The sequence below is a fragment of the Microbacterium sp. A20 genome (genome assembly GCF_004794515.1).
GTDB lineage: Bacteria > Actinomycetota > Actinomycetes > Actinomycetales > Microbacteriaceae > Microbacterium.
Genome location: NZ_SSDF01000091.1, coordinates 61,717 through 87,118 on the forward strand (window position 1 = coordinate 61,717; position 25,402 = coordinate 87,118).

Genomic DNA, 25,402 nt, shown 5'->3' on the forward strand with positions numbered 1-25,402 from the left:
GCCCGGGGTGGGACGGTATCGTGGCTGTCATGAGCGCAGCCGTCCCGACTCCCTACGAAGACCTGCTCCGCGACGTCCTGGAGACGGGCACGCACAAGTCGGATCGGACGGGAACCGGGACCACGAGCGTCTTCGGCCGACAGATCCGCTTCGACCTGTCGAAGGGGTTCCCGCTCATCACCACGAAACGCGTGCACTTCAAGTCCATCGCCTACGAGTTGCTCTGGTTCCTCCAGGGCGACTCCAACGTCGGATGGCTGCGGGAGAACGGCGTCACGATCTGGGACGAGTGGGCGGATGAGTCGGGCGATCTGGGTCCCGTCTACGGTGTGCAGTGGCGGTCGTGGCCGACGCCCGACGGCGGCAGCATCGACCAGCTGTCCGAGGTGATCGAGCAGATCCGCCGCTCGCCCGATTCGCGCAGGCTGATCGTGTCGGCGTGGAACCCGGCCGACATCCCCGACATGGCCCTCGCGCCCTGCCATGCGCTCTTCCAGTTCTACGTGGCCGACGGCAAGCTCTCGTGCCAGCTGTATCAGCGCAGCGCCGACATGTTCCTCGGGGTGCCGTTCAACATCGCCTCCTACGCACTGCTCACGATGATGATCGCCCAGCAGGTCGGGCTCGAGCCCGGTGACTTCGTGTGGACCGGCGGCGACTGCCACGTCTACGACAACCATGTCGACCAGGTGCGCGAGCAGCTGAGCCGCGAGCCTTTCGAGTACCCGACGCTGCGCTTCGCTCGGAAGCCGGAGTCGATCTCGGACTACCGCTACGAGGACTTCGTCGTGGAGGACTATCAGCACCACGCCCCCATCCGCGCGGCGGTGGCGGTATGACCTGGGTCGGGCTCATCTGGGCCGAGGCTCACGGCGGCGTGATCGGCGCCGAGGGCGGCATGCCCTGGCACGTGCCCGAAGACCTGGCGCATTTCAAGGACGTCACCCTCGGAGCGCCGGTGGTGATGGGCCGCAAGACCTGGGACTCGCTGCCTGAACGGTTCCGGCCGCTCGCGGGGCGCGACAACATCGTGGTGACCCGACAGCAGGACTGGTCGGAGGATGGTGCTCGCCGTGCCGCCACCGTCGCCGAAGCCGTCCGCGGCCTGGACCGGGTGTGGATCATCGGCGGTGCGGAGATCTTCCGCCAGGTGATCGGGGACGCCGACCGACTCGAGGTGACCGAGCTCGATCTCGCTGTCGACGGTGACGCCTACGCGCCCGCCAAGACCGCGTGGCGACTCGTCGACGAGGGGGAGTGGCGGACTTCGCGCACCGGCATCCGCTATCGCTTCCTCGGATACGAGCGCTGATGCCCACCGCTCTTATCACGGGAGCCAGCGCCGGACTGGGGGCGGAGTTCGCCCGCCAACTCGCCAGGCGCCGAGCCGACCTCATCCTCGTCGCGCGATCCGAGGACGCGCTGCAGCAGCTGGCAGCCGAGTTGCGCAGTGAGTACGGGGTGGCGGTCGAGGTGCTCCCCGCAGATCTGGCCGATGAAGCCGGGGTCGAGGGCATCGCCGCACGGCTGCGCGACACTTCCGACCCGGTCGACCTGCTCGTGAACAATGCCGGGTTCGGGTTGCCGCTCCAGTTCGCCGACAACGACATCGACGACGAGGTCCGGCACCTCCGGGTGCACGTCGAGGCGTCGATGCGTCTCATGCATGCTGCTCTGCAGTCGATGCGCGGACGCGGAGGCCGCATCATCAACGTGGCCTCCGTCGCCGGCTTCATCTCCCGCTCCACCTATTCCGCATGCAAGTCCTGGCTGATCGGCTTCAGCCGCTGGGCGAACGCGGAGTACGCGCGCGACGGAGTGAGCGTCACCGCCCTCTGCCCGGGGTTCACACACACCTCATTCCACGAGCGGATGGGCTTGGCGGTGGGCGAGGAGGGCGTGCCGGGGTTCATGTGGTTGAACGCGCGCGACGTCGTCCGCACGGGGTTGCGTGATGCGGCCCGCGGCAAGTCCGTGTCCATCCCGTCGCTGCGATACAAGGCGATCGTGGGGTTGACGCGTGTGCTGCCCAGTTCGCTGACGTCGGGCGTCGCCCGTCGTGGTCGCGTCTGACGAGCGTCACCGCGTCCGCATGACGGTGACCCGAACCGATACGCTGGGTCTATGACGCACTCGGGCAACCCTTTCGGACAGGTTCTCGTCGCGCTCGTCACTCCGATGACGGCCGACGGAGAAGTCGATTGGCCCGCCGTCGAGAAGCACATCGATGACGTGATCACCGCAGGTGCGGACGGCATCGTCGTGACGGGAACGACCGGCGAGACCTCGACTCTGACGGACCCCGAGAAGCTCAAGCTCGTCGAGGTCGGCAAGTCGGTCTCGGCAGGCCGCGCCAAGATCATCACCGGTGGTGGCTCGAACGAGACGGCACACGCGATCGAGCTCTACAAGGCCAGCGAGAAGGCCGGCGCCGACGGCATCATGATCGTCACGCCGTACTACAACAAGCCCACGCAGGCCGGAATCCTCACGCACTTCCGCCTCGTCGCCGACGCCACCGACCTGCCCGTCATCCTGTACGACATTCCTGGCCGAACCGGTGTGCCGATCAAGTACGAGACGATCCTGCGCCTCGCGAAGCACCCGAACATCCTCGCGGTGAAAGACGCCAAGGGCGACTTCTCCGAGGTGAGTCGCGTGCTCAACCAGACCGATCTGATGTACTTCTCCGGCGACGATGCGAACGTGCTGCCGCACCTCGCGATCGGGGCCACCGGCCTCATCGGCGTCACGGCGAACGTCGCCGCCGCGCCGTACCGCACGATCATCGACGCGGTGAACGCCGGCGATCTGGCCACGGCGACAGCCGAACACAAGCGCCTCGAGCCGCTCGTACGCGCTGTCATGACGCATGTCCCGGGAACCGTCGCGGCGAAGTACATCCTGCACGGGCTGGGACGCATCTCGAGCCCGCGCGTCCGCCTTCCCCTGGTCGGTCCCGAGGAATGGGAGGCTGCGCTCATCGAGGATGAGCTCGACCTCGTCAAGAACGTTCCCGGAGCCGATTTCTCGAACTTCCGACCCGACCGCAACGCGGCTGCGGGTGGTGCCCTGCCGAAGGTGCACGGCACGACGCGCTGAGTCGCGTCCCCATGAACGAACGGACGCGCGGAGTGTCCGACTGAGGAGACAGCATGTCCATTCCCCTGGTAGAACCGGCCCCTCTCGCTGAAGGGACGCTGCGGGTCATCCCGATCGGCGGGCTCGGCGAGATCGGTCGCAACATGACCGCTTTCGAGTACGACGGCAAGATCCTGATCGTCGATTGCGGTGTGCTTTTCCCCGAGGAGCATCAGCCGGGCGTCGATCTGATCCTTCCGGACTTCGAGCCCATTCGTGACCGGCTCGACGACATCGTCGGTGTCGTTCTGACGCACGGACACGAGGACCACATCGGCGCCGTTCCGTACCTGCTGCGCCTGAAGAGCGACATTCCGCTGATCGGTTCGGGCCTCACGCTCGCGCTGGTCGAGGCGAAGCTCAAGGAGCACCGGATCAAGGCCTTCACCCTCACGGTGAAGGAAGGGCAGCAGGAGCGGGTCGGGCCGTTCGATCTCGAGTTCGTCGCCGTCAACCACTCGATTCCCGACGCTCTGGCTGTCGCCATCCGCACCCCCGCCGGCATGGTGCTCGCCACGGGTGACTTCAAGATGGACCAGCTGCCGCTGGACGGCCGGATCACGGATCTGCGGGCCTTCGCACGCCTCGGTGAGGAGGGCGTGGACCTGTTCCTCGTCGACTCGACCAACGCCGACGTCCCCGGCTTCACACCGACCGAGCGCTCGATCGGTCCCGTTCTCGATCAGGTCATCGCCAAGGCGCCTCGCCGCGTCATCGTCGCGAGCTTCTCCAGCCACGTCCACCGTGTGCAGCAGGTCATCGACGCCGCGTACGCCAATGGTCGCCGCGTCGCGTTCCTCGGTCGGAGCATGGTGCGCAACATGACGATCGCCGAGCAACTCGGCTACCTGAAGGTCCCCGACGGGGTCCTCATCGACTTCAAGAAGGCGCGCGACCTCCCCGACGAGCAGATCGTCTACATGTCGACCGGTTCCCAGGGTGAGCCCATGGCGGTGCTGAGCCGCATGGCGAACATGGACCACGCGATCGAGATCAGCGAGGGCGACACCGTCATCCTCGCCTCCAGCCTCATCCCGGGCAACGAGAACGCTGTCTACCGCGTGATCGACGGTCTGACCAAGCTCGGCGCGAACGTCGTGCACAAGGCGAACGCGAGGGTGCACGTCTCCGGACACGCTGCCGCCGGCGAGCTGATCTACTGCTACAACATCCTGAAGCCGAAGAACGTCCTTCCGGTGCACGGCGAATACCGGCATCTGATCGCGAACGCCAAGCTCGCGCAGGACACGGGTGTCCCGGAGGCGAACACGATCATCGCCTCCAACGGCACGGTGATCGACCTGAAGGACGGCGTCGCGAACGTCGTCGGGCAGCTGGATCTCGGGTTCGTCTACGTGGACGGCTCCTCGGTCGGAGCTATCACCGATGCGGACCTGAAGGACCGACGCATCCTCGCCGAAGAGGGCTTCATCTCCGTGATCGTCGTCGTGGATGCCGCGACGGGCCGCATCATCTCCGGGCCCGAGATCCACGCGCGTGGTGTGGCCGAAGACGACTCCGTCTTCGACGACGTCGCGCCGAAGATCGTCGCGGCGCTCAAGGAGGCGGCGGGCAACGGAGTGCGCGACACGCACTCGCTGTCGCAGGTCGTGCGACGCACGATCGGTCGCTGGGTCAACCAGCGACTCCGCCGTCGGCCGATGATCGTCCCGCTCGTCATCGAGGCGTGACGGCAGGGAAGACCTCTTCCCATTCTCGGCTGCCCGACATCCCGGCGTAACACCGTCGTCCTAGGCTCGCGTCATGGACAGGGGCATTGCCCTTCGCAGGGCTGCGCAGACGGATGCGAAGTTCCTCGGCGACATGCTCGTCGAGGCCGCCAACTGGCGCGCCGGGGGAGTGCGTCCGCGCCACGAGGTGCTGACGTCCCCGGAGCATCGACGGTATCTCGCGGGCTGGAAGCGGATGTCCGACGACGGTCTGGTCGCCACCGACGGCGATGACGTCCCCGTCGGTGCCGCCTGGTATCGGTTGCTGCCGCAGAATGCCCCGGGATTCGGCTTCGTCGGTGCCGCTGTCCCTGAGCTGATCATCGGAGTGCACCCGCTCTGGCGTGCTCGTGGGGTCGGACGCTCTCTCCTGCGCGGCGTCGTGCAGCTCGCGGGCGCGGAGGGGCACCTGCGGATCAGCCTGAGCGTCGAGCGAGACAACTTCGCGCGCAACCTGTACCGCGCCGAAGGATTCACGGTCGTGGGGGAGGGGCCGATCCGCGACACGATGGCACGTCGCACCCGATAGCTGGCGTTGCCCGGATCGGTGGAAAGCCGCGTCATTACGCGGAGATGTCGGCTGTTGGACGTAACGTGAGAACCATGGCCAGGAGTACCACGAAGACAGAGCGCGCCTCGACCAGCGCGCCGTCGCGCCCGAAGCGGCAGACCGCTACCAAGGCCCAACCCGCTCCCAAGAAGTACATCGACGAAGCCGACAAGCCTCCGGTAGCCGCCCGGGCCTGGGTCGGGTTGGCGCACGGCGTCGGCGGCCTCTTCCGCGCCTTCGGTCCGGAGACTCTCGAGAAGGACGATCGTCGCGACGGGTTCCCGTTCCTCCTGGTGATCCTGGCGGTGCTCGGTGCGGTCAACGAGTGGTTCTTCATCGGCAACGAGGTTGCCACCAACATCAGTGCGTACTCCGTCGGGCTCTTCGTCGGTCGCGTGGCGTTCATCATGCCTGTGCTGCTGCTCCTGTTGGCGGGCTGGTTGTTCCGCCATCCTTCGTCGGTCCACGACAACGGCCGCATCGGTATCGGCTTCGGCATGTTCGTTCTCGCACTCGCGGGGATTTTCCACGTCGCCGGTCCGCGTCCGCATCCGAGTCAGGGGATGCCCGCACTCAGCGAGTCCGGAGGGCTCCTGGGCTGGCTGGTCGGGCAGCCGCTCACGTATCTGACCGACATCCCCGCCTACATCGTGCTGTCGCTCCTCGTAGTGCTCAGCATCCTGATCCTCACCAAGACTCCGCCTAACCGCATCGGCGCCCGCCTCGGCGACCTCTACGCCTGGATGTTCGACGCCGAGCGCCCGGAGAAGCCTGCGAAGGACGTCGCTGCGATCGACGACGCCGACAAGGTCGACGACCCCGACGTGCTGCCATGGTGGCGACGCAACAAGACCGGGCGTGAAGAAGACCCCGACGAGGGCAATCTCGGCTCCGATGACATCACGGCTCTCCTCACGACCTCCGACCCGACTCCGGCCTACGACCAGGCTGTCGTCGTCGAGAATCCCTACGACGCCGCCACCGAGGTGCTGTCCGATGTCCGGTCGGTCGCCGATTCGCTCGCTGAGCAGCAGACCACGGCTCTGCTCGATGATTCCTCCGACACCGGAGAGGTGCCGGAGCTTCCCGGCCTCGACGGTTTCGGCACGGAGGGTCCGGGCGACCGTGGGCCGCAGGCCCCCGTCACGCCCTACATCCTTCCCTCGCCGGGCCTCCTGGTCGAGGGACCGCCGCCGGTCATGCGCTCCGAGGCCACCGACAAGGTGATCGAGCAGATCACGAGCGTGCTGTCGCAGTTCAAGGTCGACGCGAAGGTCACCGGCTTCTCGCGCGGGCCGACGGTCACGCAGTACGAGGTCGAGGTCGGACACGGCGTCAAGGTCGAGAAGATCCTGCAGCTGAGCAACAACTTCGCCTACGCCGTGGCGTCGAACGACGTCCGCATCCTCTCGCCGATCCCGGGCAAGAGCGCGATCGGCATCGAGATCCCCAACGCCGACAAGGAGATGGTCGCGCTCGGCGATGTGCTGCGCTCGCCCGCCGCCCAGAAGAGCACACACCCCATGACGATCGGTGTCGGCAAGGACGTCGGCGGCAACATCGTCATCGCGAACCTCGCCAAGATGCCGCACCTCCTGGTCGCCGGTTCGACGGGCTCCGGTAAGTCGAGCTTCGTGAACTCCATGATCACGAGCCTGCTGATGCGGGCGCGCCCCGCTGACGTACGTATGGTCCTGATCGACCCGAAGCGCGTGGAGCTCACCAGCTACGCCGGCGTCCCGCACCTCATCACGCCCATCATCACGAACCCGAAGAAGGCAGCCGAGGCGCTGCAGTGGGTCGTGAAGGAGATGGACATGCGGTACGACGACCTCGCATCGTTCGGCTTCCGCCACATCGATGATTTCAACCGGGCCGTGCGTGCGGGCGAGGTCGAGGTGCCGGTGGGCAGCGAGCGGGTGCTCAAGCCGTACCCGTACCTCCTGGTCGTGGTCGATGAGTTGGCCGACCTCATGATGGTCGCCCCGCGCGACGTCGAGGATTCGATCGTCCGCATCACTCAGCTTGCTCGTGCTTCCGGCATCCACCTGGTCCTCGCGACGCAGCGCCCGAGCGTCGACGTGGTCACCGGTCTCATCAAGGCCAACGTCCCGTCGCGGCTCGCGTTCGCCGTCACCAGCGTCACAGACAGCCGCGTCATCCTCGACAGCCCCGGTGCCGACAAGCTGATCGGGCAAGGTGACGCGCTGTTCTCGCCGATGGGCTCCTCGAAGCCGTTCCGTCTGCAGGGTGCGTGGGTCGACGAGAAGGAGATCGACGCGGTCGTCAAGCACGTCACCCGCCAGGCTCGTCCGGACTACCGTCCCGACGTCCAGGAGGCGATGGAGCCGACGAAGAAGAAGGAAGTCGACGAAGACATCGGCGACGATCTGGAGCTGCTGCTCGCGGCAGCCGAGCTCATCGTCTCCTCGCAGTTCGGGTCGACGTCGATGCTCCAGCGAAAGCTGCGTGTCGGCTTCGCCAAGGCGGGTCGTCTCATGGACCTTCTGGAATCGCGCGAGATCGTCGGACCCTCCGAGGGGTCAAAGGCCCGCGATGTGCTGGCCACGGCTGAGCAGCTCCCGCAGGTGATGGCGAAGCTGCGCGGAGAGGATGCTCCCGCGTCGTCCCCGGCTCCGTCTGCTCCGGCGGCCCCTCCGGTTCCGCCCATGCCTCAGACGCACGATCCGATCGCCGCCCAGTACGAAGGTCTCCCCGAGGTGGAGGCCGAGGGCGGCGACGAAGACGCCTGGGGCCTGACGGGGCGCGACTGATGGCGATTCCTCGGCAGTTGCCCAACGCCATCACCGTCGCGCGCATCCCGCTGGCGGTCATCTTCTTCGTGCTGCTGCTGCTGGGCGGTACCTACGGTCTCCCCGAGCCCGGCCTCCGCTGGGCGGCCGCCATCATCTTCATCGTCGGGATCTCCACGGACTGGGTCGACGGTTACCTCGCACGCAAGTACGACATCGTCAGTGACTTCGGAAAACTCTGGGACCCGATCGCCGACAAGATGCTCACCGGAGCGGGCTTCATCGGTCTTGCCATCCTCGGCGAGGTCAGCTGGTGGATCGTCGCGGTCATCCTCGTCCGTGAATGGGGGATCACGATCCACCGTCTGATGGTCGCGAGCGAGCATGTCGTGGCAGCAGCCTGGATGGGCAAGATCAAGACGGCCTTCCAGGGCGTCGCCCTCGGCTGGGCGCTGCTGCCGCTGCATGTCCTCATCGGCCTCGAGGCCTGGACGATCATCACGTTCGTCCTGATGCTCATCGTGCTGGTCCTCACGGTGGCCAGCGGTATCGACTACGTCGTCGCGCAGATGCGTGGATCGCGCCAGAAGCGAGCATGAGCGAAGCGGTCACCGTCGCACTGCTGTCGGCACTGACTCGCCGCGGCTGGACTCTGGGAGTCGCGGAGTCACTCACGGGTGGTGCGCTGTGCGCCGAGTTCGTATCCGTTCCGGGAGCCTCCAAGGTCCTGCTCGGCGGCGTTGTGGCCTATGCGACCCCGGTCAAGGCAACGGTCCTCGACGTGGGCACCGAGCTTCTCGCCGCACACGGACCGGTTCATCCGCAGGTCGCCCGGCAGATGGCCGACGGCGTGCGCCGTGTCGTGAGTGTGGACGGTCTCGCGGCCGATGTCGGGCTGTCGACGACCGGTATCGCCGGCCCGGATTCTCCCGACGGCCAGCCGGTGGGAACGGTTCACATCGGGATCGTGACGCCGGAAGGCTCCTCGACGAAGGCACTGCACCTGAGCGGTGACCGCGATGCGATCCGTACGCACACGGTGACGGCGGCTCTGGCGGCGTTGCTCGAGATGGTCTCGGAATAGCGACGGCCCGATGACGGTTGTTACCGATGTGCTCACATTCAAACCACAGAGTGCAGGGGTAGATTTCGTGCAGACCAGGAGTACTAGACTGGCTGTCTCATCGGGGGAGACCTCGAACGATCACACGGGGAGGAGGTTCCGATGATTCTTGTACGGCAGGAAATCGGCGATGTGCTGAGGGACTTCCGCCTGCAGAAGGGGCGCACGCTCCGGCAGGTCGCAAGCAAGGCGTCGGTGGCGCTCGGCTACCTCAGTGAGGTCGAGCGGGGCCAGAAGGAGGCATCGAGCGAGATCCTCGCATCCGTCGCCGATGCCCTCGACGTCCCCATCTCGACGATCATGCGCGAGGTCGGAGATCGCATCTCCGTTCTCGAGGGCATCCAGGTGTTCCCGGACGTCGTTCCCGACGACCTCGTGGCGTCGATCGAGCCCCAGCTCTCGCTGCACTGAGCGCAGCGTGCGTGTGAGCAATGCGTCGTAGCGAGTTCATTCGCGCCGTCGACACCGAGTTCCAAGCCCGAGCTTCTTCGCTGGTGAACGATCTCGGGTTGTCGGCCTTGCATGGCCGCACGGCACTCGAAGCGCTGGAGGACGGTACGCCGCCGCGGGAGATCTGGCTGGCGCTGTGCGCCGAGATGGACGTTCCCGAGAGCCGGCGACACGGTGTCGGACGGCAGGAGCCGCGCGGGCGCTGAACCCCGGCGGAATGTCCGCAGGTTACGGGACATGGCGTGCGATCTTCGGCGTGTCGTCGAAGATGTGTTCGAAACGGGCGTAGTCTTCTGCACAAGTGGTTCAGAGCTTCTGCTCTCCACCGAATGCGGGTTCACCGAGACGATGTCGGTGGCCTCTCGTACGGTGGAAAACAAGCCGAAGAGCCATACGCCTTGTCGGAGAGTTCTTCCCAACCGGGACGAGCCGCGACAGCCTACAGGCGGCACCACGCGCGCAGAAGGAGCACATCATGCCATCACCCGCCGACCGCGAGAAGTCCCTCGAGACCGCCCTCGCTCAGATCGATCGCCAGTTCGGAAAGGGCTCGGTCATGCGGCTGGGCAGCGATGAGCGCGCCCCCGTGGCCGTCATCCCCACCGGCTCCATCGCCCTCGACGTCGCCCTCGGCGTCGGAGGTCTCCCGCGTGGCCGTATCGTCGAGATCTACGGACCCGAGTCCTCGGGTAAGACGACCCTCACGCTGCACGCGATCGCCAACGCCCAGCGCGCCGGCGGCATCGCGGCTTTCATCGACGCGGAACACGCGCTCGACCCCGACTACGCGGCGAAGCTCGGCGTCGACATCGATGCACTTCTGGTGTCGCAGCCCGACACCGGTGAGCAGGCGCTGGAGATCGCCGACATGCTCGTGCGCTCGGGCGCCATCGACCTCATCGTCATCGACTCCGTCGCAGCGCTCGTGCCTCGCGCCGAGATCGAGGGAGAGATGGGTGATTCCCACGTGGGTCTGCAGGCGCGACTCATGTCGCAGGCGCTGCGCAAGCTGACCGGTGGTCTCAACCAGACCAACACCACCATGATCTTCATCAACCAGCTCCGTGAGAAGATCGGCGTCTTCTTCGGCTCGCCCGAGACCACAGCCGGTGGTAAGGCGCTGAAGTTCTACGCGTCGGTCCGCATGGACATCCGTCGTATCGAGACGCTGAAAGACGGAACCGATGCGGTCGGAAACCGCACCAGGGTCAAGGTCGTGAAGAACAAGATGGCCCCGCCCTTCAAGCAGGCGGAGTTCGACATCCTCTACGGTGTCGGCATCTCGCGCGAGGGCAGCCTGATCGACTTCGGCGTCGAGCACGCCATCGTGAAGAAGTCGGGTTCGTGGTACACCTACGACGGCGACCAGCTGGGTCAGGGCAAGGAGAACGCACGCACGTTCTTGCTCAACAACCCCGACATCGCGCTCGCGATCGAGACGCAGATCAAGCAGAAGCTCGGCATTGGCGGACCGGCGGCCGTGCCTGCTGCGGCAGACGAGCTCGCTGAGCGTCGTCCGGCCTGATGAATGACACTCGTGGGGGCGATCCTGACCGGATCGCCCCCATCATTCCCCTTTTCGGGCGGGCCACGAAGAATGTCGACCCGGTTTCGATAACCGCGAGCGTTGGTGACGACAACTCTGGTGACTCTCCCGAGCGCGCAGCCGATGTAGGCCTGTGGCGGTCGACGTGGCATTCGCCCGACGGTGCCGCTCCCGCGGCGAACCGGGCCGAATCCGGTAGTCCGAGCGATCGTCATCCCGCGCGAGGGGCATCCGCCAGATCGGGTTCGCCGACATCGAGTTCCACGCCCCGACTTCATGCCCTCGGGGCTCTGACCGCGTCTCAGGACGATATCGAGGAGTCGGTCGATTCCGACGAGATTCGAACCGCAGCCGAGGAATCCCTCGTGCGAAAGCTGCGGACCCGGTCCCTCTCGGTCTCCGAAGCCCGTCAGGCTCTCCGAGGGCACGGTCTGGAGAACGGCGTGATCGATGACGTGATCGAGGATTTCTGTCGTCGTGCCTACCTCGACGATGCTGCACTCGCCAGCTCTCTGGTGGCGTCCGGTGTCGAGCGGAAGGGTCAGGGGAGGGTTGCGCTCGCGCGCGCGCTCGCTCAACGAGGTATTCCGCGGGACGTGATCGACGGTGCACTCGACGAGCTGCCGGACGACGACGATGAGCGCGCTCTGGAATTTGCGCGCATCAAGGCGCGTTCTCTGAGCCGACTCGACAATGACACCGCCCTCCGGCGTCTGGTGGGACAGCTCTCACGACGCGGATACAACGGGTCCGTGGCGATGAAGGCGGCCAAGCAGGCGCTGCGGGAGACAGGCTCGAATGCGTCGAGCTCCGGCGTCCGGTTCGTCGATTCGGAGTGAGTAGGCGACGCAGCAACCGCACCCGCACGGCTCGTAGAATGGGTCGATCATGACTATTCCGCGCAGTGAACCGACGATCATCAGCGCTTCGTCGGCAGCCGTCGACGAAGACGGCCGCCAGCGCTCGTACGAGGTGCGCACTTTCGGGTGCCAGATGAACGTGCACGACTCCGAACGGCTGTCCGGCTCGCTGGAGAGCGCCGGTTACGTCCGTGCTCTGGACGGGGCCGAAGCGGACGTCGTGATCATCAACACGTGCGCAGTTCGCGACAATGCCGCAGGAAAGCTCTACGGCACGCTCGGGCATCTCGCCTCCGTCAAGCGTCGCAAGGAGGGAATGCAGATCGCGGTCGGCGGCTGCCTTGCCCAGATGGACAAGCAGGCGGTCCTCGACAAGGCGCCCTGGGTCGACGTCGTGTTCGGCACGCACAACATGGGGTCGCTGCCCGGGCTGCTGGAGCGCGCGCGTCACAACGGCGATGCAGAGCTGGAGATCCTCGAGTCGCTCGAGGTCTTCCCGTCGACTCTTCCGACGAAGCGCGATTCGGCGCATAGCGGATGGGTGTCGATCTCGGTCGGCTGCAACAACACGTGCACGTTCTGCATCGTCCCGAGCCTGCGTGGCAAGGAGAAGGATCGGCGCCCCGGTGACATTCTGAACGAGATCCGGCTTCTGGTCGAAGACGGCGCCATCGAGGTCACGCTCCTCGGGCAGAACGTGAATTCCTACGGTGTGGAATTCGGCGACCGGCAGGCGTTCGGAAAGCTGCTGCGTGCGTCTGGCGAGATCGAGGGGCTCGAGCGCATCCGCTTCACGAGCCCTCACCCCGCTGCGTTCACCGACGACGTGATCGATGCCATGGCTGAGACCCCGAGTGTGATGCCGCAACTGCACATGCCGCTGCAGTCCGGCAGCGATCGAATCCTCAAAGCGATGCGACGGTCGTACCGCAGCGAGCGCTTCCTCGGGATTCTCGATCGTGTTCGCGCGCGCATCCCGAACGCCTCGATCACGACCGACATCATCGTCGGTTTCCCTGGTGAGACGGATGAGGACTTCGAAGACACGATGCGCGTCGTCGAACAGTCCCGCTTCGCGTCGGCCTTCACCTTCCAGTACTCGATCCGAGAGGGCACTCCCGCCGCGACGATGGAGGAGCAGGTGCCCAAGGAGGTCGTCCAGGAACGGTACAACCGTCTGATCGCACTCCAGGAGCGAATCTCCCTGGAAGAGAACCAGAAGCAGGTCGGGCGCCAGGTCGAGGTGCTCGTCTCGACCGGCGAAGGTAAGAAGGACGCCGAGACGCACCGCCTCACCGGCCGCGCCGAAGACAATCGCCTGGTCCACTTCGAGGTCACGGCCGGCTCAGACCTGCCGCGCCCCGGCGACATCGTGACCGTGACCGTCACGCGTGCGGCCCCCTTCCACCTGCTCGCGGATGACTCGACCGGAGCACCGTTGCAGATCCGTCGGACGCGCGGGGGCGACGCCTGGGATCGCTCGCAGGCGGAGTCGTGTGCGGTTCCGACGCCGGCGTCGGATGGCGGCCCTCGTGCCGTGTCGCTCGGCCTGCCCACACTTCGTGTCGGGGTGTGAGCGAACCGCGCCTCTGGGCGATCGTCGGAGCAACCGGGACAGGGAAGAGCGACCTCGCGCTCGACCTGGCGGAAGCGCTCCGTGCTCGCGGCAATCCGGCCGAGGTGGTGAACGCCGACGCGATGCAGCTGTATCGCGGGATGGACATCGGCACCGCGAAGCTGCCCCTGGCTGAGCGACGCGGAATCCCGCACCATCTCTTCGACGTGCGCGAGGTCTACGAGGAGGCCGCAGTCGCGTGGTATCAGCCGGTGGCTCGAGAAGCGATCGACGCGATCCATCGGCGAGGCGGCGACGCGATCCTCGTCGGAGGCTCCGGTCTGTACGTGTCGAGCGTCGTGTACGAGTTCCACTTCCCGCCGCGCGACGCCGCGATCCGGGAACGTCTCGAGCGCGAGTTGGAATCCGAGGGTCTCGAGGGCCTGCTCGAACGTCTCCGCGCGCAAGACCCTGCGGCTGCGGCGAAGGTCGACCCGCGCAACAGCCGGCGCGTCATCAGAGCGCTCGAGGTTCTCGAGCAGGGAAGCAGCACGCACGGCGCCGCGCTCCCCGAACGCCCCGTCCTGTGGCATCCTCGGACACGCGTGATCGGCCTGCACGTCGAACGGCAGGACCTGGTGGCGCGCCTCGATGCCCGTGTAGAGCGGATGTGGGAGGCAGGTCTCGTCGCGGAGGTCGCCGATCTGCGCGCGCAGGGCCTCGAACGCGGTATCACGGCTCCGCGGGCCATCGGCTACGCCCAGGCGCTGGGGCAGCTCGACGGCGCCCTCACCGAAGCCGACGCCATCGCACAGACACAGGCACTCACCCGCCGTTACGCGCGGCGGCAGGTGTCGTGGTTCAAGCGGTATCCGGAGCTGGAGTGGTGGTCCGCACCCGCCGATGCGGAGGCGCTGCTTCGCACCGGAACCGCCTCGGACTGACCGAACTTCCGCGATGTCGGTGAGGGCTGCGAGGCTGGGTGCATGACCACGCACTTCTTCACCGCCTCCAGCCTCGACGGCTTCATCGCGACGGACGAGCACTCGCTCGACTGGCTGCTGACGCAAGACGTCGATCCCGATGGCCCGATGGGCTACAACGCGTTCGAGAAGAACATCGGCGCGCTGGCGATGGGTTCGTCGACGTACGAATGGGTGATGCGTCATGAACACGGGCGGTGGGGCTATACCCAGCCCACCTGGGTGTTCACGCACCGTGAGATCCCGCTCCCTGGTGGTGCCGATGTGCGGCTGACACACGACGACGTGAGAAGTGTGCACGCCGAGATGCTCGCTGCTGCCGCGGATAAAGACATCTGGGTCGTCGGTGGGGGAGACCTCGCTGGGCAGTTCGCCGACGCGGGACTGCTGGATGAAATCTGGGTGCAGTATGCGCCCGTGACGCTGGGGTCCGGCGCGCCGCTGCTCCCGCGCAGGCTCGATCTGGAGCTCCTGGAGGTCGCACGCAACCGGAATTTCCTCTGTGGACGCTACGCCGTCGTCTCGACGGGAGCTACGGCGTGAGCGGGTCGGCCGAGCCGCGGGAAGACGCGGCCGCCGAATGGACGGTTCGTGCTTTCGAGGAGGCTGACACGGAGGCTGTCGTCGTGCTCTGGGAAGAAGCAGGACTCACGCGGCCGTGGAACGATCCGCACCTCGACATCGAACGCAAGCTCGCGGTGCAGCCGGACGGCTTCCTCGTCGCCACGACGCAGGACGCTGAAGTGGTCGGATCGGTGATGGCCGGATACGACGGTCATCGCGGGTGGCTGTACTATCTCGCCACGGCAAGTTCGCACCGTGGCCTCGGAATCGCACGGGCACTCGTGGGGGAGGCCGAGCGTGTGCTTGAGGCGATGGGATGCCCGAAGGTGCAGCTCATGGTCAGGGAGGGAAATGAGGGTGTTCTCGGCTTCTACGACTCGCTCGGCTACGAGCGCTTCACTGTATTGAACACGGGCAAGCGCCTCGTCTCCGACCAGTAGTCGCCTTCTCTAGACTGGGGGGATGGTCGCATTCACCAAGGGTCACGGCACGGGCAACGACTTCATCATCATCGCCGATCCCGACGGGGCGCTCGATCTGACGGTGGAGCAGGTCGCGGTGCTGTGCGATCGCCACTTCGGAATCGGCGCCGATGGCATCCTTCGGGTCGTCCGCTCTGCGGCCATCCCCGACGGCGCGGCTGCGCTCGCGGAGGAACCCGCGGCCGAGTGGTTCATGGACTACCGCAACGCCGACGGCTCGATCGCAGAGATGTGCGGCAACGGCATCCGGGTGTTCGCGCACTACCTCGTGCGTGCAGGACTCGCGACCATCGAACCGGGATCGACGTTGCCGATCGGTACTCGAGCCGGTGTGCGCGACGTGACCCGTGGCGCCGCGGGATATCAGGTCGACCTCGGCCTGTGGAAGCTCTCCGGAGACGATCCGCTGGTGCGCGTCGACGGACTGCCGGTCACCCGCCCCGGTCTCGGAATCAACGTCGGCAACCCTCACGTGATCGTGGCGATCGCGTCCGAACACGAACTCGCGTCGCTCGAGTTGCATCGCACGCCGGACCTCGACCCCGTTCTGCCTGCTGGCTCCAACGTCGAGTTCGTCGTTCCGGGCGAGCCGTTGGTGCGCGACGGAGTCGGGCACGTCCGCATGCGTGTGTTCGAGCGTGGCGTCGGTGAGACCTTGAGCTGTGGCACCGGTGTGGCCGCCACCGCACTCGCCGTGCGGTACTGGGCGGGGGAGAATGCGCCGAACAACTGGCAGGTCGAGGTGCCAGGCGGAACTCTCGGAGTGCGCATGTTCCCGGCAGAAGACGGAGAGCACGTCGCCCTGTCGGGTCCGGCGCAACTCGTCTACAGCGGAGAGATCGACCTGCTCTGACGGGAGCCTGACGCGGCCGACGCCAATAGCGAGCCGCCGACGAAGCGGTCAGAGTCCGGATAGCGCGATCGGCTCGGTCGGCGGTGTCCCATGCTTGCGTACCTTGAGGATGCGGTAGCCCTTGCCGGTGGCAGTGCGGAAGACGCTGTAGCCGGGGTGGAAGGTCGAGCCGATCCAGCGCTGCAGCGAATCGGCACCGAGATTGCGCTGGACCACGAGCCAGGCATCGCTGCGCTCGTCGAGCCTCGGTATCCACCGTTCAAGCAGGCCGTGCAGCTCGTTCTTGCCGACGCGGATGGGCGGGTTCGAGCGGATCGTGCGGAACGTGATGTGCTCGGGAACATCGTCGGGCAGAGATGCGTTGATATTGGTGAGCCCGAGGGAGGCGGCATTGCGCCGAACCAGATCGAGGGCACGCTCGTTCACATCGACGGCCCAGATCGTCGCATGCGGTGCGGCGAGGGCCATCGAGATGCTGACGGGGCCCCAACCGCTGCCGAGGTCGAGAAGGTTGCCTCCCGGGGGAACCGGGGGCATGTTGGCGAGGAGCACTGCAGTGCCGGCATCCAGCCGATCCGGGCTGAAGACGCCACCCGCGGTGGTGACTTCCAGCTCTCGGCCTGCGAGCGATACACGGATCCTGCGCAGATTCTCGGGGCTTGCCGGGGCCGCAGTGAAGTAGTGGTCAGACCCCATACGGTGAGCGTACCGGACAGCGCGGGCTAAGGTTAAGGCTCGCTACAAAACCCCAGAGACAAGGAACGGATGACGGATACCACGACACCCTCCAACGGCGACAACACCGTCGATCGCGTGCTCGCGAACGCAGAGAAGCGCTCGGACCTCCACGTGTTCGGAGCAGCACAGGCGCTGCAGGACGAGTCGACCGCCGCGCACGCCAGCACGGACGGGGCGCAATGGGACCTCGAGGACCGTCACGCGCTCCGTCGCGTGGGCGGACTCTCGACCGAGCTCGAAGACGTCACCGAGGTCGAGTACCGCCAGCTGCGCCTGGAGAACGTCGTGCTCGTCGGCGTGTACCCGCAGGGTGCTCAGGAGGATGCCGAGAATTCGTTGCGCGAGCTCGCCGCGTTGGCGGAGACCGCGGGTGCTGTCGTTCTCGACGGTGTCCTGCAGCGCCGCCCGCACCCCGATGCGGCCACGTATCTCGGGCGTGGCAAGGCTCAGGAGCTCAAGGACATCGTCGCCGCGGTCGGGGCCGACACCGTCATCGCCGACACAGAACTGGCACCGAGCCAACGACGCGCGCTCGAGGATGTCGTCAAAGTGAAGGTCATCGACCGCACGACCGTGATCCTCGACATCTTCAGCCAGCATGCGAAGAGCCGCGAGGGCAAGGCCCAGGTCGAACTCGCTCAGCTCGAGTATCTGCTCCCTCGTCTTCGCGGCTGGGGTGACTCCATGAGCCGCCAGGCCGGTGGCCAGGTCGGTGCCGGCGGTGCGGGCATGGGCTCCCGCGGCCCCGGTGAGACCAAGATCGAGCTCGACCGGCGACGGATCCGCACCAAGATGGCTCTCCTGCGTCGACAGATCCGTGACTTCGGGCCGGCTCGGGAGGCGAAGCGTGCTGAGCGCAAGCGCAACACGATCCCTTCGGTGGCGATCGCGGGTTACACCAACGCGGGCAAGTCGAGTCTGCTCAACGCGCTCACCAGCGCCGGCGTCCTGGTCGAGAACGCCCTGTTCGCGACGCTGGACGCGACCGTGCGCCGTTCGGAGACCGAAGACGGCCGTGTCTACACGCTGACCGACACCGTCGGTTTCGTCCGCAACCTCCCGCATCAGCTCGTCGAGGCCTTCCGGTCGACGCTGGAGGAGGTCGGAGAGGCTGACGTCGTGCTGCACGTCGTCGATGCGTCGCACCCCGACCCGGCCGGTCAACTGCAGACGGTGCGCGATGTGCTGGGCGATGTCGGCGTGCGGGACCTCCCGGAAATCATCGTCTTCAACAAGGCCGACCTGATCGACGACGACGAGCGACTGGTGCTCCGCGGTCTGCAACCGCATGCGCACTTCGTGTCGTCACGGTCCGGCGAGGGCATCGCAGAACTGCGGGCCGTCATCGAAGAAGCCCTCCCGAAGCCGGCGATCGAGGTTCACGCGGTGATCCCCTACGATCGCGGCGACCTCGTGGCGGCCATCCATGAGACAGGGATGCTCCTCGGGGTGGAGCATCAGGAGGCCGGCACGGCTGTGCACGCACGGGTGTCCGAACGCCTCGCGGCAGAACTCGCCCCCTTCACAGTCGGCAGCTGACGCGCCTCAGCGGGCGAGGAAGCGCGCCTCGACTGTCGCGGAGATGACGATCTCCTCCGGCTCGTATTCCATGGCCGGGGCCGCGTCGGCGGCGAATCCCACCCCTCCACGGGCTTTCATCATGGGTGCACCCGGCATCGGCTGCCCGCTCGAGATGAGGCCGACATCGGCGATCTCGAGCGGCGTGACCTCGTCGAGGCCGAGAGCCCCCGCATAGGCTTTGGCGCGAGTCACGGCGGCGCTGACGGCCTCGGCGGCCACCTCCCGCTCGACCTGAGTTCGCGTCACGGGGGTGAGGTGCCAATCCACCCACCCCACATCGACGCCGTCCCACGGAGAGATGTCGGACACCCAGATCGAGAGCTCGGATGCTTCGGCGAACGTCGCGGTGAAGTCGATGCTCGCGTAATAGACGGGTGCGAGGCGCTTGCCGTCGTTGTTCCACGGGCGCTCGGCTCGCACGGAGAGTCGCTTGCTGGTCCAGTCGACGATGCTGCCCGCGTCTGCCCTCTCGGTGATGCTGCCGCGCACGGGCTCGGCCAGCCGCATCACGTGTTCGACGACGGTCGTTCGCTCGGAACCCTCCGCCCGCACGCTCACACGGATGGTGGCGCGCTCGGGGGCGATACGCGCCTCGTGCTCGCCGCGGACGGTGACGGTGACTTCGCTCATGGGCCGACTCTACGCCAGCAGTTCCGACCTCCACGGAATGGCGGAGAGCCGGGGAACGTTGTAGTCTGTGATGCTCGGGTGTTCGTCGCTCGAGATGGTAATTCCACAGTGTGACAGCGGCTCCTTCGAGAGAAGGACCACGGGGCTGATCGGTTTCGACAGCGCCTGTGAATCCACGAGAAGCGGGCCGAGGATGCAGAGTTATCTCGTTAACGCTCTCTGCAAAAAAATAGTTGCCGAAACCAAGCGCAACGACTTCGCCCTCGCTGCATAAGCGAGCCCGATAGTCCGTCAGGCCGTATGTGATTCCGATACGGATCCTGGCGTCATTTAGGAATCTTGCTGCGTGATGGCGTCTGGACGTCACGTGGGACTCTTCCCAGGCTGGGCTCGTCGACTTAGGTGTCTGTGACAAAGGTCGGAGCCGAGTAGAACGTCTTCACAGACTGCGCCCGGAGAAGGCGTGGAGACTCAGCGTTGGACGGGGGTTCGATTCCCCCCAGCTCCACCAAGCCGTTGTCACAGAAGAAGCCCCGTGCTCTCCTTTTCAAGGAGGTCACGGGGCTTCTTCGTGTGCGGGAAAGGGGGTCATTCCACCGTCTGCGTGTAGGGCACCGTGAGAACGGCGTCCGCATAGCCCGCCGCGGAGAAGCGGATCGTGATGATGCCGTCCCAGAAGGCGCTCCCGCCGTTCGGCGTCTCCGCGCCATACATGATGGGTTTCGATGTGTCACCGTCGTAGATCGACACAGTCGGAATCGACGTCGTCCCTGCCGCCGCGGAATTGCCGAGGACGACGGTGGGGTGGAGCTGGTTGTCGGGTGCTCCCTGCAGGTAGGTCCAGCCGGTGACACCGGCGTCGATGGGCGGGGTGCCTCCACCATAGACATACATACCCTGTGCACCCGCGTTGTCTCCCGTGCCCTGCCAGGTGATCGTCGCCGTCACATCGGTCGGGGCCGGAGCAGCGGGGGAGAGCACGAGCTGACCGGACAGGGTGAATTCCGAACTCCACTGCGGACCGGTGAAAGTGAGGACGACACCGGTCGCGTCGAGCGCGCCGCCACTCGCCGCGTGGGCCGGCGTGGCGACGGTGAGGGCGACAACGGGAACCGACCACGCTGCGGCACCGATCACGGTGCGGCGAGAGATTGCGGGACGGGCCGGGAGAGAAGGTTCGTCGAGCACGGAGCATCCTTGGGGAGAGATGAAGCGTCCGACAGCAGAGGGCCTCGGTGCGTGCAAGAGAGTAGCAGAGACGAGCGGATGGGGAAGCGCGAGGGGCCTCCGCTGGTTTCGACGGGGGACCTATATTGAGGTCTGTGGAATCGACCCCCGAAACCGACTCGACCGGTCTCACCCGAGCCGAGGTCGTCGAGCGCGTCGCGTCCGGGAGGACGAACGCCTTCGTGGCGGACACGAGCCGAAGCGCGTGGAGCATCGTGCGCGCGAACGTGTTCACACTTTTCAACGGCATCGTCTTCGCGTGCTTCTTCGTCCTCTTCCTGGTCGGGCGTTGGCAGGATGCGCTCTTCGGGCTCGCGGCCTTCGCGAACGCGATCATCGGCTGTGTTCAGGAGTTCCGAGCGAAGTCGGCCCTCGATCGCCTCGCGCTGATGAACGCGCCGCGTGCGCTGGTGCTCAGGGACGGTGCCGAGGAGGAGATCGCCCCCATCGAGGTGGTGCTCGATGAGGTGCTCGTCTTCCGCGCCGGTGAGCAGGTGCCGGCCGACGCTCGGATCTTGACGGCGCGTGGGCTGCAGATCGATGAGTCGATGCTGACCGGCGAGTCGGACCCGGTGGAGAAACAGCCGGGCGACGAGGCGCTTTCGGGCGCGGTGGTCGTCGCGGGCGAGGGCACCGCGCAGGCGACCCGCGTGGGCGCCGACTCTTATGCCAACCACTTCGCGGGTGAAGCGAAGCGCTTCTCGCTCGTCTCCAGCGAGCTCCGTTCGTCGGTCAACCGGGTCCTGAAGTGGGTGAGCTGGGTGATCGGGCCGGTGGGGCTTCTCGTCCTGAACGCGCAGATCATCGTCACCGGCGGGTACGCCACCGTCTTCTCCAGCGGCGCCTGGGTACAGGCCGTCGTGAACACCATCGCCGCATTGACAGCCATGATCCCGCTCGGGCTGGTGCTCATGACGAGCATCGCCTTCGCCGTCGGCGCATCGAAGCTGGCGCGCAGGCAGGTTCTCGTGAATGAACTCCCCGCGGTCGAAGGACTCGCCCGGGTCGATGTCGTCTGCCTCGACAAGACGGGCACGCTCACGGTGGGGGAGATCGGGTTCGACGAAGCTCACGAACTCGCCGGCCTCACATCGGAGCGTGCGGCGGCGGCAGCTTTGGCGCTGGGCTGGTATGCCGCGTCTCCGGATGCGAATGCCACGGCACGATCGATGCGAGCGGCGTATCCGGCCGGGTCACCGCTCACGGTCGCGGAGTACATTCCCTTCTCTTCCGCGCGCAAGTGGAGTGCGGTCTCCTTCGCGGAGATCCCCGGCACCTGGGTGATGGGTGCTCCGGAGATGGTGTTCGGCGATGCCGCGACCTCGGATGAGACCGAGCTCGGGCGGACCGTCACCGCCCTCGCAGAGACCGGACGTCGCACGCTGGTCCTCGGACACGCGGAAACGGCGCTGTCCGAGGCGGATGTCGATGCCGAGCGGCTTCCCGATGCTGTGGCCGCTTCCATCGTCCTGACCTTCCGCGAGCAGGTCCGCCCCGACGCCGCCCAGACGCTCGAGTACTTCGCGCGGCAGGATGTGGGCATCCGGATCATCTCGGGCGATAACCCGCGCACTGTCGCGGCGATCGCGCGCGAGGTGGGATTGGACGTCGCCGAGGGCTTCGATGCACGTCGCCTTCCCGACGACGACGTCGAACTCGCAGACGTGCTCGAGACGCACACGGTGTTCGGACGCGTCTCACCCGAGCAGAAGAAGCGTATGGTCTCGGCCTTGCAGAGCCGCGGGCACACCGTGGCGATGACCGGAGACGGTGTCAACGATGCTCTCGCGATCAAAGCGGCCGACATCGGCATCGCGATGAACTCGGGGTCGCCCGCCACGAAGGCGGTGGCGCGGCTCGTGCTGCTCGACGGTCAGTTCTCTCACCTGCCCGATGTCGTCGCCGAAGGGCGTCAGGTCATCGCGAACATCGAACGCGTCTCGATGCTCTTCCTGAACAAGACCGTGTACGCCACGCTGCTCGCGATCATCTTCGGGGTGTTCGTGCTCGAGTTCCCGTTCCTCCCGCGTCAGCTCTCCATCACCGACGGCCTCACGATCGGCATCCCGGCGTTCTTCCTCGCGCTCATGCCCAACGCGGCGCGCTATGTGCCCGGGTTCCTCCGGCGGTCGTTGAGCTTCGCCATCCCCTCGGGGATCGTCGTGGCGCTCGGCCTCACGTGGTTCACCTTCGTCGCGCGCGGGCTCGGGGCAGACGAGGAGCAGCTGCGCACCGGAGCGACCGTCATCCTCGCCGTCGTCGGCATCTGGGTGCTGGCTGTCCTCGCCCGCCCCCTCAACCGTTTCAAGGTGCTCGTCGTGGGAGCGATGTTCGTCTTGCTCATCGCCGTGTTCTCGCTTCCCCTCGCGCGACGGTTCTTCGTCCTCGTCGATCCGGGGGAAGACGTCGCGATCGCGCTCACCGGGATCACGATCGTGATGGTCGCTGCGATCGAGCTGGTGCGCATCGTGCATCGCCGGCTCGTCCTGAGGGAGGAGCCGACAACGGTGCCTGCACCGGCGGCCGAGCCGGGCGTCGGTGCCGATCGTGGGCTGGCGACGGTCATCACGACGGCGGTCGCGGTGCTCTCCTACGTGTTCGGGATCCTCGCGACGGGCTTCGGCATCGTGGTCTTCCTCGGACGCTACGATCCGGACGTGAGCGCCTCCGCGTTCTCGCTCGCGGGCGCGGCCATCGCGCTGTTCGGCCTGCTGGTGTTCGCGGTCGCCGCCGGTGTCCGCCGGGGAAGTGGGCTCTCGCGGCTGCTGCTCACCATCTTCCTCGGGGTCGTGATCGCGCTCAGTGCGGTCGTCCTCGTCTTCGGAGATCGGTGGGACTGGGGGGCAGCCGTCACCGCCGTGGTCGCTGCCCTCATCGTCGTCCTGCTGTGGACGCCACCGGTCGCCCGGGGGTTCCGGCCCGTCCTCGAGAGCTCGATGGGGAGGGCAGCGCCGTAGCGACGTCGCGAGCTCGAGTGGAGCTCAGCCGGTCCACTCGATGAGGATCAAGCCCTGACGCGTGTCCGCGAACCGGACCCAGCCGTCTCCGAAAAGATAGGTCATCCCGTAGCCGTCTTCATCGAGTCCCATCGCGTATCGCGGGTCCTCTGTGAAGTAGACGCCGTCGGAGCCGTCTTCCCGTTTCCAGCCCTCGGCGAGGAGACCGGCCTGAGCCTGTGCGGCATCCTCCGTGCTCAGGGCCGACCAACCATAGAGCTGCCCGTGGTCGGACGCGACGCTGTAGTCGGCCCAGAAGCACAGCAGCCCGTCGGTCAACTCCTCGCCCCCGACGACGAACTCCTTCGGCTGTGCCGTCCATCCCATATCGGTGAACGCCGAGACTGTTCCCGCCGAGATCATGGATTCGCACGTGAGCTCCGCGGGACGCTCCGGCGCGCTCGAGCTCGCGGGTTCGGGCGTCGCAACGGGGCTGGGGGCGACGGCCTCTGCCGTGGGTGTGGGTGTGGCCGGCGGCTCCGCAGGTGCTCCGCACGCCGTCAGTGCCACCAGAAGCAACAGGACGCCGGCAGCGGCGGACATGTTGCGGGGGGTCATGGTGCGTCTCGTGATTCGGGTCAGTCGTGCAAGAGGTTCAGGAACTCGTCGTGGAGAGTGCCGTTGGTGGCGAGTGTCGAGCGCGCCGATATCGTCTCGGCGCCGTCGACGGCGGTCATCCGTCCTCCGGCCTCCCGGACGATCGGCACCGCTGCGGCGATGTCGTACTCCTTGACGTCGAACTCGGCGACCATATCGATGCGCCCCTCGGCGAGAAGCATGTAGGAGTACACATCGCCATACGCTCGGTCGCGCCAGACGCGCGCCGCGACTCTGAGGAGAGTGTCGAGTCGTCCCGCGTCGGACCACTGTGCGATGCTCTGGAAGCTCACGCTGGCATCGTCGAGTGATGACACGGCGGAGACCTGGAGTCGGCGGGGCTCGCCGTCGGCGGCCGTCCAGGAGCCTTGGCCGGCGGCTCCCCACCAGCGTCTGCCGAGTGCCGGCATGCTGACGACACCGACCTGGGGAACGCCATCGATCGAAAGAGCGATCATCGTGCCCCACAGGGGAACGCCGCGGAGGAAGTTCGCCGTGCCGTCGATGGGGTCGATGATCCACTGGCGGTGCGTCCCGCCCTGCGCGCCGAACTCCTCGCCGAAGATTCCGTCGTCGGGTCGCTCGGTCTCGAGGATGGCGCGGATCGCACGCTCCGTGGCGAGGTCGGCGTCGGTCACATGCGACTTGTCGGCCTTGGTCGAGACCTCGAGGTCGGCGGCGTCGAACCGCGGGAGCGACTGGGCGTCGGCGGCGTCGGCGAGGCGGAGAGCGAGGGCGAGATCGCTGCGCAGGTCATTGGCGTGAGGGGAGGCGGTCACGCTCCCAGGATAGTCGGCGGAAGAACGGGCGCTGAGGGCCGAACGGCCATGTTTCCGAGCGCGACGGGGACCGGCACGCCCGGGCCCGGCTCGATTTCGCATGGGGCCGGTCGGCTGGTAATGTAATTCCTCGGTCGGGGTTATCCCGGGCCACGCACCTCTAGCTCAATCGGCAGAGCAACTGACTCTTAATCAGTGGGTTCTCGGTTCAAGTCCGAGGGGGTGCACGGATCAGCCTCGGAAACTCTCGCCAGTTTTCGGGGC

At 66.5% G+C, this 25,402-nt stretch carries 25 protein-coding genes, 1 tRNA gene and 1 other RNA gene; 22 read left to right on the forward strand and 5 right to left on the reverse strand.

Annotation, left to right across the window (positions count from 1 at the left end; genetic code table 11):
• The first annotated feature begins 29 nt into the window (after window positions 1-29).
• From DW298_RS17320 to dapF, 18 genes are all read left to right on the forward strand, one after another.
• Window positions 30-839, forward strand: a complete 810-nt coding sequence (locus DW298_RS17320) for a thymidylate synthase (RefSeq protein ID WP_136043715.1) — start codon at window positions 30-32, stop codon at window positions 837-839.
• Window positions 836-1,312 (forward strand): dihydrofolate reductase, encoded by a 477-nt coding sequence (locus DW298_RS17325; protein WP_136043716.1) that lies wholly within the window; start codon window positions 836-838, stop codon window positions 1,310-1,312. Before DW298_RS17320 ends, DW298_RS17325 begins: the two co-directional genes overlap by 4 nt.
• Window positions 1,312-2,073 (forward strand): SDR family oxidoreductase, encoded by a 762-nt coding sequence (locus DW298_RS17330; RefSeq protein ID WP_136043717.1) that lies wholly within the window; start codon window positions 1,312-1,314, stop codon window positions 2,071-2,073. The genes DW298_RS17325 and DW298_RS17330 overlap by 1 nt, the downstream gene beginning before the upstream one ends.
• 51 nt (window positions 2,074-2,124) lie before the next feature.
• A complete protein-coding gene (dapA, locus tag DW298_RS17335; protein WP_029263611.1) occupies window positions 2,125-3,102 on the forward strand; it encodes a 4-hydroxy-tetrahydrodipicolinate synthase in 978 nt (325 codons plus the stop codon).
• 53 nt (window positions 3,103-3,155) lie between these two features.
• On the forward strand, window positions 3,156-4,832 hold the full coding sequence (locus DW298_RS17340; RefSeq protein WP_136043718.1) for a ribonuclease J: 1,677 nt from the start codon (window positions 3,156-3,158) through the stop codon (window positions 4,830-4,832).
• Between the two features lie 73 nt (window positions 4,833-4,905).
• Window positions 4,906-5,400, forward strand: a complete 495-nt coding sequence (locus DW298_RS17345; RefSeq protein WP_136043719.1) for a GNAT family N-acetyltransferase — start codon at window positions 4,906-4,908, stop codon at window positions 5,398-5,400.
• Window positions 5,401-5,474: 74 nt separating this feature from the next.
• Window positions 5,475-8,195 carry a DNA translocase FtsK gene (locus DW298_RS17350; protein WP_136043720.1) on the forward strand — a complete coding sequence of 907 codons (2,721 nt, stop codon included), beginning with the start codon at window positions 5,475-5,477 and terminating at the stop codon, window positions 8,193-8,195.
• Window positions 8,195-8,773 (forward strand): CDP-diacylglycerol--glycerol-3-phosphate 3-phosphatidyltransferase, encoded by a 579-nt coding sequence (gene pgsA / locus DW298_RS17355; RefSeq protein ID WP_136043721.1) that lies wholly within the window; start codon window positions 8,195-8,197, stop codon window positions 8,771-8,773. The genes DW298_RS17350 and pgsA overlap by 1 nt, the downstream gene beginning before the upstream one ends.
• The gene (locus DW298_RS17360) at window positions 8,770-9,258 is read left to right on the forward strand and encodes a nicotinamide-nucleotide amidohydrolase family protein (protein ID WP_136043722.1); all 489 of its coding nucleotides are present in this window, start codon (window positions 8,770-8,772) and stop codon (window positions 9,256-9,258) included. Before pgsA ends, DW298_RS17360 begins: the two co-directional genes overlap by 4 nt.
• 141 nt (window positions 9,259-9,399) lie before the next feature.
• Window positions 9,400-9,708: a helix-turn-helix transcriptional regulator gene (locus DW298_RS17365; protein ID WP_017830901.1), complete on the forward strand. Its 309-nt coding sequence runs from the start codon at window positions 9,400-9,402 to the stop codon at window positions 9,706-9,708.
• A 20-nt stretch (window positions 9,709-9,728) separates the two neighbouring features.
• On the forward strand, window positions 9,729-9,953 hold the full coding sequence (locus DW298_RS17370; RefSeq protein ID WP_136043723.1) for a DUF3046 domain-containing protein: 225 nt from the start codon (window positions 9,729-9,731) through the stop codon (window positions 9,951-9,953).
• A gap of 269 nt (window positions 9,954-10,222) precedes the next feature.
• On the forward strand, window positions 10,223-11,272 hold the full coding sequence (gene recA / locus DW298_RS17375; RefSeq protein WP_105668419.1) for a recombinase RecA: 1,050 nt from the start codon (window positions 10,223-10,225) through the stop codon (window positions 11,270-11,272).
• A gap of 386 nt (window positions 11,273-11,658) precedes the next feature.
• On the forward strand, window positions 11,659-12,132 hold the full coding sequence (locus DW298_RS19680; protein WP_240745182.1) for a regulatory protein RecX: 474 nt from the start codon (window positions 11,659-11,661) through the stop codon (window positions 12,130-12,132).
• A gap of 49 nt (window positions 12,133-12,181) precedes the next feature.
• Window positions 12,182-13,729 (forward strand): tRNA (N6-isopentenyl adenosine(37)-C2)-methylthiotransferase MiaB, encoded by a 1,548-nt coding sequence (gene miaB, locus DW298_RS17385; RefSeq protein ID WP_136043725.1) that lies wholly within the window; start codon window positions 12,182-12,184, stop codon window positions 13,727-13,729.
• A complete protein-coding gene (gene miaA, locus DW298_RS17390) occupies window positions 13,726-14,652 on the forward strand; it encodes a tRNA (adenosine(37)-N6)-dimethylallyltransferase MiaA (RefSeq protein WP_136043726.1) in 927 nt (308 codons plus the stop codon). Before miaB ends, miaA begins: the two co-directional genes overlap by 4 nt.
• A gap of 42 nt (window positions 14,653-14,694) precedes the next feature.
• Window positions 14,695-15,234: a dihydrofolate reductase family protein gene (locus tag DW298_RS17395; protein WP_136043727.1), complete on the forward strand. Its 540-nt coding sequence runs from the start codon at window positions 14,695-14,697 to the stop codon at window positions 15,232-15,234.
• Window positions 15,231-15,695, forward strand: a complete 465-nt coding sequence (locus DW298_RS17400; RefSeq protein ID WP_136043728.1) for a GNAT family acetyltransferase — start codon at window positions 15,231-15,233, stop codon at window positions 15,693-15,695. Before DW298_RS17395 ends, DW298_RS17400 begins: the two co-directional genes overlap by 4 nt.
• 22 nt (window positions 15,696-15,717) lie before the next feature.
• The gene (dapF, locus tag DW298_RS17405) at window positions 15,718-16,590 is read left to right on the forward strand and encodes a diaminopimelate epimerase (protein WP_136043729.1); all 873 of its coding nucleotides are present in this window, start codon (window positions 15,718-15,720) and stop codon (window positions 16,588-16,590) included.
• 48 nt (window positions 16,591-16,638) lie between these two features.
• Here the strand turns inward: dapF and DW298_RS17410 are convergent, their stop codons facing one another.
• Window positions 16,639-17,286, reverse strand: coding sequence for a methyltransferase (locus tag DW298_RS17410; protein ID WP_136043730.1), 648 nt, complete (start codon window positions 17,284-17,286; stop codon window positions 16,639-16,641).
• Window positions 17,287-17,355: 69 nt separating this feature from the next.
• On the opposite strand from DW298_RS17410, the gene hflX reads away from it, so the two are divergent.
• Window positions 17,356-18,867, forward strand: a complete 1,512-nt coding sequence (gene hflX, locus DW298_RS17415) for a GTPase HflX (protein WP_136043731.1) — start codon at window positions 17,356-17,358, stop codon at window positions 18,865-18,867.
• A gap of 6 nt (window positions 18,868-18,873) precedes the next feature.
• On the opposite strand, the gene DW298_RS17420 is transcribed toward hflX, so the two are convergent.
• Complete coding sequence (locus DW298_RS17420; RefSeq protein ID WP_136043732.1) at window positions 18,874-19,539, reverse strand: SIMPL domain-containing protein; 666 nt, start codon at window positions 19,537-19,539, stop codon at window positions 18,874-18,876.
• A 141-nt stretch (window positions 19,540-19,680) separates the two neighbouring features.
• Between DW298_RS17420 and ssrA the strand changes: the two genes are divergently transcribed.
• Window positions 19,681-20,050: a transfer-messenger RNA gene (gene ssrA / locus DW298_RS17425) on the forward strand.
• Between the two features lie 77 nt (window positions 20,051-20,127).
• Here ssrA and DW298_RS17430 read toward each other — a convergent pair.
• On the reverse strand, window positions 20,128-20,727 hold the full coding sequence (locus DW298_RS17430) for a hypothetical protein (protein ID WP_136043733.1): 600 nt from the start codon (window positions 20,725-20,727) through the stop codon (window positions 20,128-20,130).
• A 134-nt stretch (window positions 20,728-20,861) separates the two neighbouring features.
• Here DW298_RS17430 and DW298_RS17435 point away from each other — a divergent pair, with 134 nt between their 5' ends.
• Window positions 20,862-23,723, forward strand: coding sequence for an HAD-IC family P-type ATPase (locus DW298_RS17435; RefSeq protein ID WP_136043734.1), 2,862 nt, complete (start codon window positions 20,862-20,864; stop codon window positions 23,721-23,723).
• A gap of 24 nt (window positions 23,724-23,747) precedes the next feature.
• Here DW298_RS17435 and DW298_RS17440 read toward each other — a convergent pair whose 3' ends face one another.
• On the reverse strand, window positions 23,748-24,320 hold the full coding sequence (locus tag DW298_RS17440; protein WP_136043735.1) for a hypothetical protein: 573 nt from the start codon (window positions 24,318-24,320) through the stop codon (window positions 23,748-23,750).
• 20 nt (window positions 24,321-24,340) lie between these two features.
• Window positions 24,341-25,138, reverse strand: a complete 798-nt coding sequence (gene hisN, locus DW298_RS17445) for a histidinol-phosphatase (protein WP_240745183.1) — start codon at window positions 25,136-25,138, stop codon at window positions 24,341-24,343.
• Between the two features lie 154 nt (window positions 25,139-25,292).
• Between hisN and DW298_RS17450 the strand changes: the two genes are divergently transcribed.
• Window positions 25,293-25,365: transfer RNA gene (locus DW298_RS17450), tRNA-Lys, on the forward strand.
• Window positions 25,366-25,402 lie beyond the last annotated feature (37 nt).